The organism is Brevibacillus gelatini (assembly GCF_003710935.1).
GTDB classification, from domain to species: domain Bacteria; phylum Bacillota; class Bacilli; order Brevibacillales; family Brevibacillaceae; genus Brevibacillus; species Brevibacillus gelatini.
The window spans coordinates 37,546-54,474 of the sequence record NZ_RHHS01000004.1 but is presented as its reverse complement, the minus strand read 5'-3'; the positions used below and the strand labels follow the sequence as shown (position 1 = coordinate 54,474).

At 43.0% G+C, this 16,929-nt stretch carries 21 protein-coding genes and 2 pseudogenes; 16 read left to right on the top strand and 7 right to left on the bottom strand.

All coding sequences use genetic code 11. The annotated features are described in order from the left end of the window. Both EDM57_RS00320 and istB read left to right on the top strand, forming a co-directional pair. Positions 1–336: pseudogene (locus EDM57_RS00320) on the top strand (hypothetical protein); the annotation flags it as partial. Continuing rightward, positions 333–1,076 carry an IS21-like element helper ATPase IstB gene (gene istB, locus EDM57_RS00315; RefSeq protein WP_122902788.1) on the top strand — a complete coding sequence of 248 codons (744 nt, stop codon included), beginning with the start codon at positions 333–335 and terminating at the stop codon, positions 1,074–1,076. The pseudogene EDM57_RS00320 and the gene istB, both read left to right, overlap by 4 nt. Before the next feature lie 230 nt (positions 1,077–1,306). Here the strand turns inward: istB and EDM57_RS00310 are convergent. After that, a pseudogene (locus EDM57_RS00310) lies at positions 1,307–1,875 on the bottom strand (TetR/AcrR family transcriptional regulator). Positions 1,876–2,290: 415 nt separating this feature from the next. Between EDM57_RS00310 and EDM57_RS00305 the strand changes: the two are divergent. From EDM57_RS00305 to EDM57_RS00300, 3 genes are read left to right on the top strand one after another with little or no spacing between them, the layout of a single operon-like run. Then, positions 2,291–2,701, top strand: coding sequence for a sigma-70 family RNA polymerase sigma factor (locus tag EDM57_RS00305; RefSeq protein ID WP_307723522.1), 411 nt, complete (start codon positions 2,291–2,293; stop codon positions 2,699–2,701). After that, entirely contained in the window at positions 2,685–3,026 is a 342-nt protein-coding gene (locus tag EDM57_RS22955; RefSeq protein WP_141333663.1) for a hypothetical protein, read from the top strand. Before EDM57_RS00305 ends, EDM57_RS22955 begins: the two co-directional genes overlap by 17 nt. Positions 3,027–3,047: 21 nt before the next feature. Further along, complete coding sequence (locus tag EDM57_RS00300; RefSeq protein WP_122902786.1) at positions 3,048–3,647, top strand: hypothetical protein; 600 nt, start codon at positions 3,048–3,050, stop codon at positions 3,645–3,647. A gap of 28 nt (positions 3,648–3,675) precedes the next feature. Here EDM57_RS00300 and EDM57_RS00295 read toward each other — a convergent pair whose 3' ends face one another. Both EDM57_RS00295 and EDM57_RS00290 read right to left on the bottom strand, forming a co-directional pair. After that, positions 3,676–4,314 (bottom strand): hypothetical protein, encoded by a 639-nt coding sequence (locus EDM57_RS00295; protein ID WP_122902785.1) that lies wholly within the window; start codon positions 4,312–4,314, stop codon positions 3,676–3,678. 81 nt (positions 4,315–4,395) lie between these two features. After that, positions 4,396–4,590, bottom strand: coding sequence for a helix-turn-helix domain-containing protein (locus EDM57_RS00290; protein ID WP_122902784.1), 195 nt, complete (start codon positions 4,588–4,590; stop codon positions 4,396–4,398). Between the two features lie 426 nt (positions 4,591–5,016). Between EDM57_RS00290 and EDM57_RS00285 the strand changes: the two genes are divergently transcribed. Beyond that, a protein-coding gene (locus EDM57_RS00285; RefSeq protein WP_122902783.1) for an IS3 family transposase occupies positions 5,017–6,140 on the top strand; the annotation gives its coding sequence in 2 pieces (ribosomal slippage) (positions 5,017–5,266 and positions 5,266–6,140; 1,125 coding nt in all). On the opposite strand, the gene EDM57_RS00280 is transcribed toward EDM57_RS00285, so the two are convergent. Beyond that, positions 6,137–6,313 (bottom strand): transposase, encoded by a 177-nt coding sequence (locus EDM57_RS00280; protein WP_122902782.1) that lies wholly within the window; start codon positions 6,311–6,313, stop codon positions 6,137–6,139. The genes EDM57_RS00285 and EDM57_RS00280 overlap by 4 nt on opposite strands. Positions 6,314–6,690: 377 nt before the next feature. Next, positions 6,691–8,436: an AIPR family protein gene (locus EDM57_RS00275; protein ID WP_122902781.1), complete on the bottom strand. Its 1,746-nt coding sequence runs from the start codon at positions 8,434–8,436 to the stop codon at positions 6,691–6,693. Between the two features lie 259 nt (positions 8,437–8,695). On the opposite strand from EDM57_RS00275, the gene EDM57_RS00270 reads away from it, so the two are divergent. Continuing rightward, entirely contained in the window at positions 8,696–9,595 is a 900-nt protein-coding gene (locus EDM57_RS00270) for a DNA cytosine methyltransferase (RefSeq protein WP_122902780.1), read from the top strand. 54 nt (positions 9,596–9,649) lie between these two features. Here the strand turns inward: EDM57_RS00270 and EDM57_RS00265 are convergent, their stop codons facing one another. After that, entirely contained in the window at positions 9,650–10,540 is an 891-nt protein-coding gene (locus tag EDM57_RS00265; RefSeq protein WP_122902779.1) for a restriction endonuclease, read from the bottom strand. A 524-nt stretch (positions 10,541–11,064) separates the two neighbouring features. On the opposite strand from EDM57_RS00265, the gene EDM57_RS00260 reads away from it, so the two are divergent. After that, positions 11,065–11,547: a hypothetical protein gene (locus EDM57_RS00260; RefSeq protein ID WP_122902778.1), complete on the top strand. Its 483-nt coding sequence runs from the start codon at positions 11,065–11,067 to the stop codon at positions 11,545–11,547. Positions 11,548–11,691: 144 nt separating this feature from the next. Here the strand turns inward: EDM57_RS00260 and EDM57_RS00255 are convergent, their stop codons facing one another. Further along, positions 11,692–12,033: a helix-turn-helix domain-containing protein gene (locus EDM57_RS00255; protein WP_122902777.1), complete on the bottom strand. Its 342-nt coding sequence runs from the start codon at positions 12,031–12,033 to the stop codon at positions 11,692–11,694. 162 nt (positions 12,034–12,195) lie between these two features. Here EDM57_RS00255 and EDM57_RS00250 point away from each other — a divergent pair, with 162 nt between their 5' ends. The 8 genes from EDM57_RS00250 (at position 12,196) to EDM57_RS00220 (ending at position 16,923) form a co-directional block, all read left to right on the top strand. Continuing rightward, positions 12,196–12,447, top strand: a complete 252-nt coding sequence (locus EDM57_RS00250; RefSeq protein WP_122902776.1) for a hypothetical protein — start codon at positions 12,196–12,198, stop codon at positions 12,445–12,447. A gap of 66 nt (positions 12,448–12,513) precedes the next feature. Next, on the top strand, positions 12,514–12,672 hold the full coding sequence (locus EDM57_RS23050; protein WP_170163341.1) for a hypothetical protein: 159 nt from the start codon (positions 12,514–12,516) through the stop codon (positions 12,670–12,672). A 75-nt stretch (positions 12,673–12,747) separates the two neighbouring features. After that, complete coding sequence (locus tag EDM57_RS00245; RefSeq protein ID WP_005837635.1) at positions 12,748–13,008, top strand: hypothetical protein; 261 nt, start codon at positions 12,748–12,750, stop codon at positions 13,006–13,008. A gap of 1 nt (position 13,009) precedes the next feature. Further along, complete coding sequence (locus tag EDM57_RS00240; protein WP_122902775.1) at positions 13,010–13,414, top strand: hypothetical protein; 405 nt, start codon at positions 13,010–13,012, stop codon at positions 13,412–13,414. Next, positions 13,411–13,872 (top strand): JAB domain-containing protein, encoded by a 462-nt coding sequence (locus EDM57_RS00235; RefSeq protein ID WP_122902774.1) that lies wholly within the window; start codon positions 13,411–13,413, stop codon positions 13,870–13,872. Before EDM57_RS00240 ends, EDM57_RS00235 begins: the two co-directional genes overlap by 4 nt. A 1-nt stretch (position 13,873) precedes the next feature. Beyond that, positions 13,874–14,197, top strand: a complete 324-nt coding sequence (locus tag EDM57_RS00230; protein WP_122902773.1) for a DUF960 family protein — start codon at positions 13,874–13,876, stop codon at positions 14,195–14,197. A 477-nt stretch (positions 14,198–14,674) separates the two neighbouring features. Further along, the gene (locus EDM57_RS00225; RefSeq protein ID WP_122902772.1) at positions 14,675–16,474 is read left to right on the top strand and encodes a DNA primase family protein; all 1,800 of its coding nucleotides are present in this window, start codon (positions 14,675–14,677) and stop codon (positions 16,472–16,474) included. Positions 16,475–16,695: 221 nt separating this feature from the next. Beyond that, positions 16,696–16,923 carry a hypothetical protein gene (locus EDM57_RS00220; protein WP_122902771.1) on the top strand — a complete coding sequence of 76 codons (228 nt, stop codon included), beginning with the start codon at positions 16,696–16,698 and terminating at the stop codon, positions 16,921–16,923. Positions 16,924–16,929: the final 6 nt, after the last annotated feature.

Genomic DNA, 16,929 nt, shown 5'->3' with positions numbered 1-16,929 from the left:
TTTTTGACTTGCGAAAAACAATTACCCGCCATTTACCAAAAGTTCTTGGACAAGTGCCGTAACCGACCAGGAGGGATGAAGGAGTTCGTTCGACTCTTGCTTTTGCACCGTGAATTCGATACTTCTCTCGTCGAAGAAGCACTGGGGGAGGCCTGCCAAAAAGGGATGTTCCAGTATGATGCCGTAAGGCAATTATTGCTTCAGCGAACATTGCCGGAACACCGTTTGCCCCAACTCTCGTTGGCGGAGGATAGCTCTGTTCCACGTATTCAGGTAAAGGCCCCAGATCTTAGCCAGTATAATCGTTTGTTACAGAAAAGGAGTGTGGTTCATTGAGTACGAGTTTCCTGCTTGAAACCTACGCGAAACGCCTTCGTTTACCTGCGATTAAACGTGTCTATAAGGAAATCGCCCATGATGCTGCTGAACGGCAAATTCCCTACGAGGAGTTCCTCTTAGCCCTACTAGAGCAAGAAGTTCAGCAAAGGGATGCTAACCAAATTGCGAGTCGCATCAAGCACGCTAAATTCCCTTCTATGAAAACGCTCGATCAATTTCAATTCTCGGCGATTCCGTCTCTCAATAAGCCCAAATTGCTTCAACTGGCTCGTTGTGAGTACATCGAAAAAGCAGAGAACATCATGTTTATCGGAAACTCTGGCACTGGAAAAACTCATCTCTCCATTGCACTCGGGAAGGAAGCTTGCCATCAAGGCTATTCCGTCCAGTTTTGGACTGCTGCTAAAATATGTAACGAGCTTATGGAAGCTCAGTCCCAAAAGCGAATCCTCCAGTTAGAGAGGCAATGGTTGAAAACAGATTTGATTATTTTGGATGAAGTCGGGTTTGTCCCTCTGAGTCGGACCGGGGCGGAGTTATTATTCCAATTTTGTGCGGCTCGCTATGAGAAAGGAAGCATGATCATTACCAGCAATCTGGAATTTACGGAATGGACACAGATTTTCAAAGATGAGCAAATGACGTCAGCCTTGGTTGATCGGCTTACCCATCGTGCCCATATCTTTGCAATGAATGGAGACAGTTATCGCTTTAAGCAGAGCATTCAAAGATCGTGATCATGAAAAAGTTACCCACCCGACGGGTGGATTGATTTTTGCCATGGTGGTCAATTTTTTGATGAGCACGGTGGTCAACATTTTGATTGACATTCACAAACATCCTCGAGCAAACTTTTTGGAACGTGGTGATTGGGTTCACCACGTTTTTATGTGTTTACACGATGTTTTTTGGTAATTAATGGCCAATGAAGGCAAAATAAAAATGAAGCTTCGTTTGCTTCATAAATTTAGTCGAGTATGGAAAGAGTCGTTTTTACTATCTCGTCCAAAACATCTGGACTTGGTTGTAGTTTGGCTGTCTGAGTGAGGGATAAACGCGAGTAGTTTAAAAAATGTGCGATGGACCGAAGATCCTGGCGCCGATCTTTTAGCTCACCTTGTTGCTTGGCACGGACGAGTGCTTCATAAAATGCTTTTTCTAAACGCTCTATATCATGCAGAAAAAATTCAGCAATTTCGGGAATATGCGGGACTTGTTCGATTGCGCTTTGCATGATGAAACATTCCTTATTCCGCACGGGATCTTTCAGCGCAGCAGCACTCGCGTTGAAAACGGCAATGATAGCTCCCTTCGCCGATCCAGATTACTAGTGATGTTTTCTGATCCGCATATTGCTTGACAGCAGAGATGAATAAATCACGCTTTGTTCCATATGTGTCGTAAAGACTTTGACGTGCAATCCCCAAGTCATCCAGAAGGTTTTGCAAGGACGTGCCCTCATAGCCATAGTGACCGAATACCTCCATTTGCTTTATGAAGGGTGGCTATCGTATCAAATTCTTTGCTTCTGGCCAAGGCAAAGACCTCCTTTTTCAAGCTATTGTACATCATCTATGGAAATCATAGTCCTAAATAGCTTGTTTTACTGCTTTTTTACGTGACCTGTAACCTTTGCGCAGAATAATGTTCTGCCGTTCCTCCCCCCACCTTTTCATTTTATCGCCTTTCTTTGTGCTGCTCTTCCCACTGAGTAACTTTGATACCTTTACCGACTCAAGTATTGAAAAATGGACAAAAAATTGATCTCATCATCGCCTCATTTCGAGGATTTGCAACGATATAGGATAGGCATTATTTTGAAGCATTTTATATTTTCTATGATCTAACTTGGATAATCTCCTTTTTTCTAAAACAGGTTATATATTCCCTACTAATTTTCTCTATACATGGTGTCGGCAGGAAAAGGAGATGATACAAATGTCACCCTTGTATTAATGAAGATGCTTTTATAGAAAATGCTAGAATCGCATCATGGTTTTTAAAAGGTTTACAACACGAAATGTATAGGCTATCTAAGAAACATTGTAAGATTAGACGGCATGAGGAATTAAGTCTTAATGCTCCATTAAGCGATGATGCTTCTGTAGAATTGGTAGAATTACTGCCTTTGCAAGAGCAGCATGAAAATGATCTATCTATTTCTCTACGGGACGCATTATCAAGGCTATCTCCTAGACAGTTTTATGTGATTCGATCAATTTTTTTATATGGCTATACCGAACAAGAAGTTAGTAAACAATTAAAAATTTCTCAACCTGCCGTAAATAAGATAAAAAAAGCAGCATTAAAAAAATTGCAAAATGACTTAAGAGAGTGGAAAAACTATGAGTCAAGTCGTTGAAGTATTTACTGACGATTTTTCAACTATTGCTTTTCAAGTTTTGTGTCTTTTCAAACATTACAAAGTACCTCATGTGGAGAGAAACATAATTAGGAACCCAGAAGCGTTTAAAGATTTTAAAAGAATGAGATTAACTTTGATTCCATCATTCTTCATAGGAGGATATCGACATGATGGATACCAAGCCGAAGTATGGGTCAAGTTACTCAAGCACCATTTTGATATCCATGTTTCTCTCGCTGAAATGCAAGTTTCTCTTCCTGTTCAGCGTTTTTGGGACGAAGAAATTTCAGAAATAACTAAGCCAATTGTTTTTAACTACTAAAATTCGAGAGGATTGATATTAATGGAACAAAAACTTAACACAAAACTTACTTCGTCTAGCTACGTTTGCCCAAGTAACTCTAAATATCCAAAGAAACCAGATTATGATACATTCGCTAAAAAATATTCCGAATATGCAAGCGCTGCTGCTGAACAAATCGGTATTTCTACTGCTGTAGTATTAACTCAATGGTATCAAGAATGGGGCATTCCAATTAACAACCCCGGATTTCAAGGAGGAAGCATTGGTGAACCTGTAGGAAAATGCGGCACCTTCCCTGTTTATGCAACTTTAGACGATGGTGTTGAGGCATATTGCAAACAAATCAATAAGCGGTATGTTGGTGGAAAAGATGCTTTCAATGATATTTTTGGTAATAAAACTAACATTAAGGCAGCATATGAAGACGGCTTCAAAGGTGGCTTGAAGGCATTCAATGTTCAAACTGATGACAACAAGAAAGTAAATGTAGTTAGTGAACGGTTTGTCGGCGGGAACTATGCTTGCAATGAAGCGTTAGGTGCGTCACCATGGAATGCAGGACATTACATGAGAGCCAGCAAAGGTGATACCTATCCGGGTCGAAGACTTAATGCTCTGCTTAACGATGCTGGCTGGTAATATTGAGAGGGGGATTCCCCTCTCATTTTTATGGTTGCTCTTCTTGATTGCTTAGTTCAATACTAATTACCTTGTCTCCTTTTAATAATACGCCTAATGTTGGATAAAAGGTATTGCCAGATGAACTAGAACCTGAAATCACGACATATTGTGTATCAGTATCTTTACGTTTCTCATAGCCGTAAGCACTCTGAAAACTTTCCATAACTTCTTTTAGACTGCTTCCGATACCAAAACCACGATCTGTTTTGATGTCTGATGGATCGTTAACAACTATACTTACTACTCCGCCTTTTGGATTATCTATTGGTGGATTGGCTCCTCCCTTATCATAGAAGGCGATAAACAGATTAAGTTTTTCATAAGTCCACAATGGAAAAGGTGTAGAATGTAACACACCCTTACTCGTTGGCTCTCCAAACAAGTTTCTTACAGTTTCTGCACTATCACCGATGTGAATACCACCTAATGCGATATTCTCCTTGGTAAGCTCGCCAGAACCAATTTCACTATGACTTTTTATAATCTTAATTTTGTTAAGATAATCTTGAGAAGCTTCAGCATTTTCACCATAATGAATTTGCTTTTCTACATTTGGATTTGTCGAAGGAGAACATCCAGCAAGAACAGATAACACCAATATACTGCTTAAAACGACTTTCCTCATAATTAAATCCTCCTTGGCTTAGTTAAGGGAGTCGCCTACACACATTGCTATAAGAGTGCAGGCGATCATGGTTTTATTTCATTAATTTACTCTTGAGCGAATCTTGTAGTTCATGATTGATCTACATGCCCAAGCTTTGAGATCAGCTTCAGCATCCTCATAACCCAGATTTTTAGCATGTTTCTTGATAGCAGGGGTAAATTGATTTAAGATCATCATCAACGCTTCACCATCACCCTGTTGTGCCTTCAATACTAATTCCTTTAACTGAAGCATAATGTACTCACCTCCTAAAAACCATATAGCGCCATATTGTGGAGTTTTATTACATTTATCGAAAAATATTCCATCAACCTTAGAGTAAGACGATTCATCACTCTAAAAGGTTTCTCATTTCTCAATAGACCCGGTTGAATGTTTGGGTATGTCAACCCGTTAAGGACACAAAAAAATCCTCTGCAATGGAATGGTCAAGTAGTTTCTGTTCAAATCCACTGAAAGGATCAAGCCATGGTGAAGAATACCTTACTTTCGTCATTGGGTAAGTGGGTGTCCCTCATTTTTCAAAGTCCAATTTTCTATTTGCAAAAATACAGCGGTTCTTCCTGCTTCATCTCTGCGTGGATCGGCTACACTGAATTGGACAATTCTCTTAAGGTCTAGTAGATTGAAAGCAAATCGATATAGAACGGGGAGAATGTCATGGGGAAACGTGAGCGTCGGTCATTTACAGACGAGTTCAAGCGGCAAATGGTTCAACTCTACGAGAATGGAAAAACGCGTGCAGATATTTTGAAAGAATACGATCTGAGTGCATCTGCGTTTGACCGTTGGGTCAAACAAAGCAGAACGACAGGTTCTTTCAAAGAAAAAGACAACCGAACGGAAGAACAGAATGAATTCCTTGCGCTACGCAAAGAAATTCAGCGATTAAAAATGGAAAACGATATTTTAAAGCAAGCAGCGCTGATCTTCGGACGAAAATAACAGTGATCCGGCAAAATGCACATAAGTACTCTGTGTCTGCCATGTGTACCATTCTCCAGGTGAATCGGAGTACTTACTATTACGAAAATAGTCAGCATTCATCTAGTGAAGATGAGGTGGAACAGGCGATCATTCGTATTTTCGAAGAGAATCAGCGCGTCTATGGAACAAGAAAGATCAAAGCAATTCTGCAAAAAGAAGGAAAGACTGTTTCCAGACGACGTATTGGACGTTTGATGAAGAAGAACGGCCTTGTATCGGCGTATACGATTGCACAGTATAAGCCGCATAAGTCTCCTTGTAACGATTCGGCCATTCAGAATGAACTAAACCGCGAGTTTACAAAAGATCAACCACTAGAAGCGGTTGTGAGCGATTTAACGTATGTTCGAGTCGCAAACAAATGGCACTATATCTGTCTACTTGTGGACTTATTCAACCGGGAGATTATTGGGTATAGCTGTGGATCCAGTAAAGACGCCGCGCTTGTCTATCGAGCTTTTGCAAGCGTAAAAGGAGACTTGCGTCAAATTCAGCTTTTCCACACAGATCGTGGCAGTGAGTTCACCAATCGTACGATTGGTGATGTCATCCGTACATTCAACATCAAGCGCTCTTTAAGCATAAAAGGCTGCCCATATGATAATGCTGTAGCAGAGGCAACTTTCAAACTGATTAAAACGGAGTTTGTTAAGAATCGACGGTTTGAATCACTTCCCCAGTTGAAGCAAGAATTAGGAGCATATGTGAAATGGTTTAACGAAACAAGGATTCACTCAACATTGGGCTATTTAAGTCCACTTGTTTACAAACAGGAGGCACTTAAGGAATTTGTCTAGTTTGGTGTTGACAGTCCATTCTGCCAATCGGCGTGTTTGGAATCACGTATCCATCGATACAGCATCTTCGGGTCGATCCCATGCCGTCTGGCTACTTGGCTAGCATTTCCGACTTCGTGGGCTTCCTGGATCAGTTGTTGTTTGAACTCGATGGAATAGCGTCTCCGTTGCATAAAAATATCCCCCTCTGTTCTTCTGATATCAGCTTAACAAGATAAGGGGGTATGACTCAAATCTAATTTTGGGGCTTAAAAGGCGTGTTACAGGGGGATGCTCCTTTAACCTGATACTAATTAATTACTATGGTAAGCTGTTCAGTCATCTTAGCTGTTTTCATGTTATCCTGAAATTCCTCAAATATGTTACTTGTTTCAGAATCTTTTTCAAAAGACTCTTGATTATTTAGCATGCTTGGTCCCATCAATTTATATAGAAAATTATCCCTCACTTATGATACGGTTCTCCGCGCTGTCTGTAACGGCAAGTTTCGTTATTTCAAATAAGCTATGATTGGGGTTGAAATAATTGAACCAATCATAGCTTTTTGATCTTATACCACACTTTCAATTACAACATGACTAGCAAATACTTCAAATGATTTGACCAATAGTTCCTGTTGACTGACTACCTCTACAAAACTAGTAAAACTATCTATTGCTTTTTTATTCTCTTCTATATTTTTCATTCCCTTTGCCAATGCAGGATTCAGAGAATCTCTAAACGATATACAGGTTAAAACAATTGGTTCCCATAATCTCTCACATTCCTCTAAACTCATTGATCTGTTAAATCTTAAATCATAGATGTTTGTTAAACTCTTCTTCAATATTAACCCTAAACTTGCGCTAATTGCCGAGGTTAGAAGATAAATAGCACCACGATTTCGCAAGAATTCTAAAGACTTTTCTTCTGCTTGATTCATTGTACTACCAGTTTTCGCCATCTTCATTAACTTAGCTTTGTAATTAACGATCGTTTTATACAATGAATAAACAAAAATCATGTGGTCTGCATGGGTTTTTTCACTAAAGATTTTTTCATACTCGGTATTCTTTTCCCAGATTTCTTTAGCACGATGATACGCCAATTCTGGTTCCCCATAAAAAGCTGCAATAGCTTGAGAAACGGTTCCTGCTGGTATCAAATGCTTTTCTTTTGGAAGAGAAACGCCACCTCTTCGAGCACCAGTATAACTAAAGAACTCATTCGATGAAAATTCACTTCTCAATCTTTGCTGAACACCGTCTGTACTTCTAAAATCCTCGGGCTCTATTTCATTTTGACTATTGTTGTATTTAATGATGTTTCTAATAATTGATTCATCGTCACATTTAATAAACCTTGCTGGTACCATTGTATTTTCAGGAATTGGGTTACTAGTTGAGCCTAGTGATCCAGTTGTTTGTGCTCCATTAACAATTGAAATACCCTTAATTATCAGTTTGTCATCTATAACATCAAAATGATGTACAAGGGCAGTTATACCATTATTATAAACCCAGAATTCACTTGGACTAGTTGACACTGTTTCCTGAATTCCAGCATTTATGGGAGAATCGCCTTTCTTAGCCCCTAGAAAATATCTGACATTTGCAGAGAAGAGATCCTCAGGATATCTTCGTTGAAGGTCTGCTAACCACTTCGCTGGAACAGATGTTGCAAATGCCTTCCATTTATCTGATTCCTGATGGTAGCCTCCAGTTATTTCAATAGTAAACTCCTCGTTAACTAGAATTGCTGTTTGTGTTGCCTTATACCACTCTTCAAGCGTATGATGCCCTACCTCAATTGCCTTTACTGTTCTACAATTAGAGTTTGGAAAATTTGCTTTTAAGGCATTCATAGCTGTATGCTCAACAGCATCTAGTTCTTCCCTGACATTTTGGGAATGAGGCAGATTGTGAACGTACCAAAATTCAATCGCTTCAATTTCATCGTCAGTTAATGCTTGTCTAAGTTCAATCGCTGCTGCTTTAATCCTTTCAGGTAACCTTTCTACATCCATAGATAAGACCCAGGCTACCGCCGTATTTAGGTCAGAAGCTTTATTAGCCGGAGCTGACTGCTTTTCTTTTTCAGTATAATAACCCTGTGCAACTACAGCTATCTTATTTATTCGATCAACGTAGATTAAATCGCACTTTTTATCATCAGATCCATCAGTTAAAGCTTGGGTAGCTACAGTAGCAATATCTTCAATATGCCATTTCAGTTCAAGAGCATACAAAAGTAATGCATTATCTCCATAAGGAATTAAATCTTCTCTAGACATGAATGACGAAAAAAAACCACTCATACGATCACCTTGTTCTCTAGTAAAATGTTAATCCGCATTGTATTTTCGTCAATTATTGGCAAAACCCTCCAAGTTGTCTGAAATTTCTCTTCTCCAGACAAAGTTTTTGTGCATAGAAAACACTTGTTCGCAAATCTATCATTCGATATTATTTATTTTAGGGAAAATAAGGAGATTACTGTTACTTTGTTAAGGTAGGATTCCTGCAACTTTTGTCGAATTACTACTAGATACAGGTTTCTAGGCTGGTGAAAAGAATATGTTAAAGGTTGCATCCTTTTTTAGCGGAATAGGAGGCTTCGATCTCGGTCTTGAAAGAGCCGGGATGGAAGTTGTATTTCAATGTGAGAAAGATGCCTTTTGCCAAAAGGTTCTTCGAAAACATTGGCCAAATGTCAAACTAATGGGTGATATAAATGACGTTACAATCAATGAGGTACCAGAAGCAGAAGTCTGGTGTGGAGGATTCCCGTGCCAAGATGTATCTCTTGCCAACCAAGGTAAGAGAAAAGGGCTTAAAGGAGATCGAAGCGGACTCTTCTACAAGTACGCAGAACTCATCGAACAACGAAGACCTCGTTGGGTTCTTGTCGAAAATGTTCCCGGATTGCTTAATAGTAACAACGGAAATGATTTCAGAGTGGTCATCTCAACCTTGGATGAACTCGGGTATTGCGTGGCGTGGAGAATACTGGATGCAAAATACTTTGGAACACCCCAGCGTCGTAGAAGAGTGTACATTGTCGCAAGTTATCAAAGCCGAAGCGCCGCTGAGGTACTTTTTGAACAAGGCTCAATTGCAATCGCTCATCGACAGGGCCTTGGCCAGAGGGAAATCTCTGCCACCGGATTTGGAAAGGGCAATCAATCTGCAAATCTCTACTCTATCCAGCATGCCGGAATTGGACGCAAGCCTTCAGCAGGCCCCCAAGCGAAAGGGTACCGAAACGATGGAGAAACCTATACACTTGACTCCAGAGGCAGCTCAGACGCTGTTTGTCAGACGGATGCTCCCTTCCGAGTACGAGATACTACAGGGGTTTCCGGAGGGATGGACGGAAGTCGATTCCGAACACTAGGAAATGCTGTTGCTGTACCAGTCATTGAGTGGATTGGTAAAAGAATAATGGCGATTGAGGAAGGCAGAATCAATATTTGAAAATCTATAGTTTGGGAACCAGGCAGTTGAAATTGCCTGGTTCCTTACTTTTTGCTAGGGAATTTGAACCGTAGTACCGTCCAACGCCGTAAATTCTCCAGAGAAAGCTCCAGGAGTAGGATAGCCTTGGTTTGTAAGAGCTTGTAGAAAGTTACCGTAATTTGTGAATAACACACGACTTTCGTCAACCTTTAGTGGAATTGGACCCGGTACAGGTTGGTTTTCTTTATCTTCAGCAATACCAATGATTGCCAATGACCATGTATAATCACGAAGGTCCTTAAATTGAGTCCAGTCAAGCTTTGATCTCAAATAGTCATAGATTGGGGCACCAACTACAAAGACGATAGCACCTCCACTCATTTGTGCAACATTGCCTTTTACAATGAATTGCTCTTGTTGACGTCTCCATGCATTGGTTTCAATGGTACCGGCTTTTTGGACTTCTTCGCGGAGCATACGATTTGACCTGTTTTCAGAGTTGCGCCACTTTAGAACCTGTTCTGTAATTAGCCCCGTTCCTGACGTTTCGCCGCCACCTTGCATCTCAACAACCAGTTTTTTGGTGTCACCTCGTCGAACCATAATGTAGTCAGCGTTGTAATTTGCCTTACTACTTGCCTTTAATGGCTCTTCACGTTTTACATAAATATCGCTGGGTGAAACTTGGTCGGTACCATAGACTACTCTTGCTATTTTTGTAAGGATGTCAATCTGATGTGGAGAAAGACTAACCGTCTTAAGGGTTGCACATAACCTGTTTCTGCATGTAATCCAGAGTTCGCCAGTACGCTTGCGCACAGAACATACCGGCTCATAACCTTGTTGAATTTTTGAACAAGGAGCATTCATAAACGGACACATCGCTCCTTGTTCAGCTGGTTGAATCACGTAGTTGTCGATGTCAGCTCTTTGACCCAAATACTCCGCAACGCTCACTCCCATAATACAACCTCCCTAGCGAGATCTTGTTCCAACTAAGGTAAAGTTTACCGGATTGATTTACTGACTGTCAACACTGACAGTAAATAATCTTTTTATTCAGAGTTTAAAAACCACAAAGAGCTATTGCTCTTTGTCAGTGGGTAATACTAACTCTCTACTAACTGTGGGAAAGCTTTTGGTAAAAGGCTAAACAAGCTTTGTCGTTTTGCTTGCACTTGCCGATCTTCCAAACAGGACAAGGATTTTGGGGTGCTCTAGTACTGCACTCCACCCGCTCTTTTTTGCACAGTGCTGCTCTAGTTGGGACCACTTTTGGGAATCACACTCGGAAAATAAAACCAAAAAATGGAACAAACCAAACGATAAACATATGTTATTTTCCTGATACCATCACCAAAAGGAGGTAGAAATAATAGCTCTGTTTCACTCCACCTTTTTGAAAACAATTTAATAAACATCGACATCTACGTTTCCGTAGACGTAGGTGTTGACGAAGACGAAACATCAGAGTAGGAGTGAACAAAATGAACAGCAAGAAATCTCCCCTTGCTAGAGTTGTTGCTCAGCTGAATGCAAAAAAGGCATCTCAAAATGCAGCTAACCAGAGACAGGGAACTTCCACAGAGAGAGCAAATGTAGTACCTCCCAAGGAAAGCGAACAAAAAATCCAGGAGATAGGGAATCTTGGGTCGAAACCAGTAGCAGGGGAAGCATCCAGGCCGTTGAGAGTTCGACCGTTCCAAGCCAAAAAGACTGAGAAGGTGAACGATGTAGGGAACCAACCGATACCGACGGCAAGCCAGTTATCTGAACGAGAAAAAATTCCCAAAAGACAAGCACCATTCGAGAAACGGTACAGGAGATTGACCACCTACCTTGAGAACGGTGTCTACGACAAGGTTCAGCAGTTGTACGAGGCAAGAGAAATCGACCGGATCAGCAATCTGGTCAACACGGCGGTCAAACTGTACCTCATGAAACACTACAATTACAACAGCAAGGAGTAGCCTGAAATCCTTGCAGTGCACCATGTACACGACCAAAAACGAATAAGTGATGCAACTCACTAGCCCTACATTCCGCAGAGATGTAGGGCCATTTGCTTTGTGTTCGGGAGAAGGTAAAAGGGTGGAGATGAGCAGGTAGGTAAACTACTGGTACTTCTCTTGCTCCCACTCGAATACCGACTTCACAAGTTTCAGGGCCAAAGCGCGATCGTGTTTGGAGCGTTCCGTCAAGAGATCAACCAGTTGGCGAAGCTCGTCTGGTTGTGGGGAAGGGTCAATGTGCCGGAACAGATCTTCCATCGAAACGCCAAGACCTTTGGCGATCTTCTCCAGGCTCTCCACCGTGACGTTCTTTTCCCCTCGCTCTACTTGCCCCACGTAGTTCGTATGTAAACCGGACAATTCGCCTAATTGCTCCTGGCTCATCCCCTTCTCTTTTCGGAGAAAGCGGATTCGATTGCCTAATCGCTTGACCAACTCGGTCATGGAAACCACCTCAAGACAAGCTTACGGGAGGAAAAGAAAAGGGAACACAAACTATAAATGTGAATTGACAGAAAGATAACGCCCAAAGATAATAATTAATGAAGTTTTCCAATCAATAGTGTGTAGTGGTAACCCAATCTAGCAAAAACGGAGGCAAGAAACATGGACGCAATTCTTTTCTACGGCATCATCATTCTACTGGCACTCGGCTTTCTCTCTTTTGCCTGGCTCATTGTAAGGGGATGGCTGGAGCTCATCTTTTCCTTCCTGCTCGGGGTGTTCAAACTTCTGTGGAACATCATCAAAGTGGCGTTCTGGGTCGTAACATTGCCGTTTCGTTTGATTGGAGCAATCTTTCGCCTGTTCCGAAGAAAGCCGCGCGAATCAAGGGAACAGGATGTCACCTCAATTTAGGTACCCCTGCAGGTAATGAGATAGAAGATCGTACCGGAAAGGGGGTGAAAAAGATGGCGCTTTGCAGTGAATGCGGAGGCAAGAAGAAAGTTCTTTGCGATTGCACCGGCGGAGTTGGAAAACACGCCGCCAATGACGATTGTTACGCGTGCGGCGGCTCAGGTGTACATACCTGCCCGGCCTGCAACGGTACAGGAAAAGAATAACCATCTTTTGCGTCAGTAAGGCATTCTGCCGCCCGTAACAGGGGCGGTGGGATGCCTTTTCTCATTTTGTAGCCAGTAAACGAGGAGGGCACACATGCAGACACCAGCGGAACAGTACGAGCAGTTGATAGGGGAAGAAGACAAAGTCGTGTTCGGCATCCAGACATGTGAACATTGTGTCACGCTGCTGCTGGACAATCTCTACCACACCGGAGAGGCACAGAATCAAGACACCTACACCGAGATTCTCAAGATCATTCACGAAGTCGAACAGCGACTGAGGGGAGAATGGCTCACCATCAAAATCCAAAAGGCACTGCTCGCACACCAGATGAAACGGAAAGGGGACGTGTAGCATGAGAACGATCAAAACCTTGGCAGATGTACGCTGCTTGCAGGAAGCAAAGGTGTTTTCGCCGAGCTTTCTGTCGTACTTGGAAGAAGAATTTTTGGGACTGAAGGAGGCGTTCGACTTCGACGGTCTGGACGAAGCATTCACGTTGGACACATACGGCTACATGGTTGTGCTGGAGAAGGGAGACAATCTGCGGGATCTGAGCGTGGTCGGCCTAAACCGAGAGGACGGGGGCTTGCTTGGCAGTCTGCCGGAATTTGTCGAGAAGGTGGAACGAAACGGTGAGTGCTGGTACAAGGTGGTCGTGATCTACACCAACGAGTACGGGATGGCCTTCTACGTTCCGGCAGAAGCAATCTCTGACGACAACGAAATCCAAAACTGGTTGGAGGAGCATGTGGAATGAGTCAAAACAGAGAAGTCGCCAAACGAGTCAACATCGTCCGAGTCAAAATGGTACGGGAAGCAAGTTTCCTGTACCCGCAGCGCCGCATCAGGATGGCAAGGGATGTCGTAGAACTGTTCCTGAAGTTTCTGGACGAAACGGATCGGGAGCAGTTCTTTTTGCTTTGCCTAAACACGAAGAACGAACCGACTGCGCTGCACACCGTGTCAATCGGTTCCCTGGATGCAAGCATTGTCCATCCAAGGGAAGTGTACAAGGTCGCCATTCTCTCCAATGCCGCGTCGGTCATTGTCGCCCACAACCATCCCAGCGGAGATCCCACAGCAAGCCAAGAGGACATACAGGTGACGAGGAAACTGCAAGAGGCCGGAGAGTTGTTAGGCATCACTCTGCTGGATCATGTCATTGTGGGTACCGAGGGGGCCTACACCAGCCTAAAAGAAAGGGGACTCATGTAACATGACAACAAACGAGATGTTTTCGTCCGAAAAGTATGCGACAAGAGGAGTCAGCGAGCGAGTGCCGCTGGACATTCAACTGGCCCTGTGGAGCATCCTGGACAAGCGAAAACAACGGGGAGACACCCTGGACAGCATGCAGGTGTTTGAGTTAATCGTCGAACTCGTAGACGGAGAACCCTTGCAGGTTGTACGGAACCGTCAGGAACAGCCGCCACATGAGGAAACAATCTACCTGGACGTTTCCGAACCGGTAGACGGAATCACGCTTTGGGTCATCGACTCCGGTGAGTACTGCACCATGTTGTTCCCGAACGAGTACTAGGAGGTGTTTCAATGAAATTAGCAGCCATTGCGAAGATTGTCCTCCTAGTCGCCGAGGTCATTGTCATTCTAGGGAAAGAGAAGATAGGAAAAAGGCGAACATAATTTTCAACTATAACAAACACTGCAGCGAAATTCCCTGCTGACTCAGCGGAAGGGAATTTTTTTAAAAAAGCTAAAAACCGTTTAAGGCTGGATTTCCGCCACAAAAAGCTCGGAACGCCGTTATAAAAAAATGAAAGTCCAAAATAGGCGATCTCATGCGAAAATCGGCGATTATCTGAAAAAAACACGTATATTTTCCTTTAAAAATTGGGTTGCTGAGGAACCTTTTGGACTCAATAACGAGCCTAAAACGTTTGCGGGCGTTTTGTGCTGATGCGTTTTTTTCTCCGTTTTTCACGTAGAGTCGTTTTTTGTCTTCTCTCCTCTCAATAAGTAAACTGAAACTACTTTTCACAAGAGAGGAGAGATAAAAATGGTGGGTACACAAAGACTGGAAGAAATCCAAAATCTGATCCAGGAAGCGGTCAGCGCATTTGAAGCTGGTGACATGGGGGCTCCGTTTGAGCCTCCTGTTCTGGCTGCGCTTGTAGAGGTAGCAAGTCAGGATGTTGCTGAATTCCAACGTCTGAGGGATAAACTCACCAGCGTGGGTGTCCCAAAACGTGATTTAAACGCTGCTCTAAAAAAAGTAGCGGAAGAAGCAAGGAATTCAACGTCCCAGCAAGGTGGACAACCCTTGTTCACTCTCGAACAAATACAGGAATTGCAGAGTAAGGGATTTGTTATTGACGCTCAAAAAGGGGTTGTTAACATTGATCCCCATCTCTTTGCAAAGTATGTGATGAATAAATACCACTTAGTTTTTACCGTAGGTGAACGTTTTTATTTCTATAAAAACGGTGTCTGGAAACCACTTCGCGAAAAACAGCTTCACCGTCTCCTGTATCGTGAGATTGAAGCCGTCCAAGAAGGGGCCTGGAACCCTAGCTGGGAGGGTCGCTACATGGCAATTCTACAAAGATCTGCCACATTCGTGGAAGAGTTCGACACTGACAGGGACTATATTAATTTGGCAAACGGTATGTTTAACACCAACACCTTTGTGCTGGAGCCACACGATCCCAATAAGTACTCTAGCATTCAGAATTCCATTGAATACGACCCTGCAGCAGAATGCCCGACATTTAACAGGTTTCTATACGAAATCTTTCAGGGCGATGAACAAACCATCAAGGTTGTGCAAGAGATCATGGGATACTGCTGCACTTCCGAAACGCGGGCTCATAAAATGTTCATTTTCGAGGGAATTGGTTCTAACGGTAAGTCAGTACTGATTGAGCTCATTGAGCACCTTGTTGGACGCCAGAACACTTCTCACGTCGCGATGAACGAACTCAACCATCCTTTTGCCCGAGCAGAGTTGGTAGGAAAAATCTTAAACGTGTCAGCCGAGAACGAATTTAATGAAAAAGGGCTGAATACGCAACATATAAAGACCATCGTAGCTGGGGACATGATTCGGGTAGAAAACAAGTTCGAAAAGGGCTTTAGCTACAAACCGAAATGCAAGCTCTTATTTGCTCTAAACACCCTGCCAGCAACCCTTGATAGATCCCATGGCTTTTTCAGAAGGTTGGTAATCGTCCCATTTCGTAGGATCTTCAAGGGTGCTGAGGTAGACAAAAACCTCCTGCAAAAGCTTCTCGCCGAGTTGCCGGGCATCTTCAATTTCGCGATGGAAGGGCTCAAGCGATTGAGAGAGCAAGATTTTGAATTTTCCACTTCTAAGGCAATACAACAGGCTGTTTCTAACTACAAAAGTGAACAAAACCCCGTCATACCGTTCGTTGCCGATTATATCCGAGTAGGTAGCCCGGACGACAGGCTTGGTAGTAACGAGTTGCATGAAGCTTTCCTAACCTGGTGCAGAAGAACAGGTGAAACAGACTTTTCAGCCATTACAGTCAAAAGACGTCAAGTTTTCTACGACGCTTTCAAGACAGCCCTGTTAGAGGCTGGGATTCCAGCACCAGATAGAAAAAATTCCGGCGGTTGGCGCTACTTTCCTGGATTAGTGCTCCTGGATAAACCAGAAGATGACCTTTCCAAACTTTTTGAGGATGACGACAGTACTGAGGTTCTGCCACAGGCTGAGTCAGCAAACGTGACTCAAAAAAAGTCCCTAATCAAACCGCCAGCACCAAAGAAAGTGTCGCCGCCTGTCAAAAAGAAAGCGACAAATGAAGTCCCTTCGGAGATTCTTCTCTCCTAGTGCACTTCTGCACTTTTGGTTCAAAACCCAGTAAAGTCAAGCAAAACGCCTGCTCTTCGTTGTGCTCTCGTGCTGCACTGTAGTGCACTGTGCAGCACATCACTGCAAAACCTTTGGGTCGCGGCTCTCCGCTGCTGGCAAAACCGATGAACACAGGGGCAAAGGGGCCAGCCTTGGCCCCATAAGATCCCTTCTAAAAAAATTTTCATCTGGAGGGAACCATGTTGCAACTGAGAGTAGACGACAGCTACACTGCGATGATCCAGATTCTTGCCGAGATGGTCACAAGTTTTCTTTCCACCAATCAAAAGCGCAAAAAGCAGTCGCAAATAAACGAGAGCATTCGACGCCACATTCTCGTCCTGTTGGACCAGGAGGCCGAAGAGTACGCCGACTTCGAACTGACTGCGGAACTTCTTGGTACACGGGAGTTCCGACAAATCGCGTAAGAAAGG

Excerpts from the sequence above, each read along its gene's own strand:
- EDM57_RS22955 (WP_141333663.1), top strand. The coding sequence starts at position 2,685 with ATGAGTCAAGTCGTTGAAGTATTTACTGACGATTTTTCAACTATTGCT.
- EDM57_RS00300 (WP_122902786.1), top strand. The coding sequence starts at position 3,048 with ATGGAACAAAAACTTAACACAAAACTTACTTCGTCTAGCTACGTTTGC.
- EDM57_RS00295 (WP_122902785.1), bottom strand. The coding sequence starts at position 4,314 with ATGAGGAAAGTCGTTTTAAGCAGTATATTGGTGTTATCTGTTCTTGCT.
- EDM57_RS00290 (WP_122902784.1), bottom strand. The coding sequence starts at position 4,590 with ATGCTTCAGTTAAAGGAATTAGTATTGAAGGCACAACAGGGTGATGGT.
- EDM57_RS00280 (WP_122902782.1), bottom strand. The coding sequence starts at position 6,313 with ATGCAACGGAGACGCTATTCCATCGAGTTCAAACAACAACTGATCCAG.
- EDM57_RS00275 (WP_122902781.1), bottom strand. The coding sequence starts at position 8,436 with ATGAGTGGTTTTTTTTCGTCATTCATGTCTAGAGAAGATTTAATTCCT.
- EDM57_RS00270 (WP_122902780.1), top strand. The coding sequence starts at position 8,696 with ATGTTAAAGGTTGCATCCTTTTTTAGCGGAATAGGAGGCTTCGATCTC.
- EDM57_RS00265 (WP_122902779.1), bottom strand. The coding sequence starts at position 10,540 with ATGGGAGTGAGCGTTGCGGAGTATTTGGGTCAAAGAGCTGACATCGAC.
- EDM57_RS00260 (WP_122902778.1), top strand. The coding sequence starts at position 11,065 with ATGAACAGCAAGAAATCTCCCCTTGCTAGAGTTGTTGCTCAGCTGAAT.
- EDM57_RS00255 (WP_122902777.1), bottom strand. The coding sequence starts at position 12,033 with ATGACCGAGTTGGTCAAGCGATTAGGCAATCGAATCCGCTTTCTCCGA.
- EDM57_RS00250 (WP_122902776.1), top strand. The coding sequence starts at position 12,196 with ATGGACGCAATTCTTTTCTACGGCATCATCATTCTACTGGCACTCGGC.
- EDM57_RS00245 (WP_005837635.1), top strand. The coding sequence starts at position 12,748 with ATGCAGACACCAGCGGAACAGTACGAGCAGTTGATAGGGGAAGAAGAC.
- EDM57_RS00240 (WP_122902775.1), top strand. The coding sequence starts at position 13,010 with ATGAGAACGATCAAAACCTTGGCAGATGTACGCTGCTTGCAGGAAGCA.
- EDM57_RS00235 (WP_122902774.1), top strand. The coding sequence starts at position 13,411 with ATGAGTCAAAACAGAGAAGTCGCCAAACGAGTCAACATCGTCCGAGTC.
- EDM57_RS00230 (WP_122902773.1), top strand. The coding sequence starts at position 13,874 with ATGACAACAAACGAGATGTTTTCGTCCGAAAAGTATGCGACAAGAGGA.
- EDM57_RS00225 (WP_122902772.1), top strand. The coding sequence starts at position 14,675 with ATGGTGGGTACACAAAGACTGGAAGAAATCCAAAATCTGATCCAGGAA.
- EDM57_RS00220 (WP_122902771.1), top strand. The coding sequence starts at position 16,696 with ATGTTGCAACTGAGAGTAGACGACAGCTACACTGCGATGATCCAGATT.